This is a genomic window from Neobacillus niacini, assembly GCF_023715785.1.
Taxonomy (GTDB): domain Bacteria; phylum Bacillota; class Bacilli; order Bacillales; family Cytobacillaceae; genus Neobacillus; species Neobacillus niacini_E.
In genome coordinates this window covers 1-1,329 of record NZ_JAMBOX010000043.1, presented here as the reverse complement: position 1 = coordinate 1,329, position 1,329 = coordinate 1, and the positions used below count along the sequence as shown (strand labels likewise).

General features: G+C 50.3%; 2 tRNA genes and 2 rRNA genes. All 4 read right to left on the bottom strand.

Annotation, left to right across the window (positions count from 1 at the left end):
* Positions 1-718, bottom strand: a 23S ribosomal RNA gene (locus M3234_RS28610); the annotation flags it as partial.
* 122 nt (positions 719-840) lie between these two features.
* Positions 841-916, bottom strand: a tRNA-Ala gene (locus M3234_RS28605).
* 15 nt (positions 917-931) lie between these two features.
* Positions 932-1,008, bottom strand: a tRNA-Ile gene (locus tag M3234_RS28600).
* Positions 1,009-1,108: 100 nt separating this feature from the next.
* Positions 1,109-1,329, bottom strand: a 16S ribosomal RNA gene (locus tag M3234_RS28595); the annotation flags it as partial.

Here is a 1,329-nt window from a genome sequence, read left to right as displayed (position 1 = left end):
GGTCTACGACTGCATACTATGTCGCCCTATTCAGACTCGCTTTCGCTGCGGCTCCGTCTTTTCAACTTAACCTCGCATGCAATCGTAACTCGCCGGTTCATTCTACAAAAGGCACGCCATTACCCATAAACGGGCTTTGACTACTTGTAGGCACACGGTTTCAGGTACTATTTCACTCCCCTTCCGGGGTGCTTTTCACCTTTCCCTCACGGTACTGGTTCACTATCGGTCACTAGGGAGTATTTAGCCTTGGGAGATGGTCCTCCCTGCTTCCGACCGGATTTCACGTGTCCGGCCGTACTCAGGATCCACTCAGGAGGGAACGAAGTTTCAACTACAGGGCTTTTACCTTCTACGGCTGGCCTTTCCAGGCCGCTTCATTTACCCCGTTCCTTTGTAACTCCATGTTGAGTGTCCTACAACCCCGAAAGGCAAGCCTTTCGGTTTGGGCTGTTCCCGTTTCGCTCGCCGCTACTCAGGGAATCGCGATTGCTTTCTCTTCCTCCGGGTACTTAGATGTTTCAGTTCCCCGGGTCTGCCTTCCATACCCTATGGATTCAGGTAAAGATACTGCTCCATTACGAGCAGTGGGTTTCCCCATTCGGAAATCTCCGGATCAAAGCTTACTTACAGCTCCCCGAAGCATATCGGTGTTAGTCCCGTCCTTCATCGGCTCCTAGTGCCAAGGCATCCACCGTGCGCCCTTTCTAACTTAACCTAAAAGGTTTTACTCTAATAATTAGAGAGAAAAACTAAAATGGCGATCACTCGGTTTTTACTTGGTTACTTCTTCTTTTACGATTATCTAGTTTTCAAAGAACGAAGTATCAATAGTTTGTTTGGTGGAGCCTAGCGGGATCGAACCGCTGACCTCCTGCGTGCAAAGCAGGCGCTCTCCCAGCTGAGCTAAGGCCCCAATTTATGAAGGGTATGGTGGGCCTAAATGGACTTGAACCATCGACCTCACGCTTATCAGGCGTGCGCTCTAACCAGCTGAGCTATAGGCCCCCAGAAGATATTTTAAGAAGGAATTCGATCCTTCAAAACTAAACAAACAAAATACGTGCAACATTTTTGTCTGGCTCATAAGTCCAGCTTATATCCTTAGAAAGGAGGTGATCCAGCCGCACCTTCCGATACGGCTACCTTGTTACGACTTCACCCCAATCATCTGTCCCACCTTAGGCGGCTGGCTCCGAAAAGGTTACCCCACCGACTTCGGGTGTTACAAACTCTCGTGGTGTGACGGGCGGTGTGTACAAGGCCCGGGAACGTATTCACCGCGGCATGCTGATCCGCGATTACTAGCGATTCCGGCTTCATGCAGGC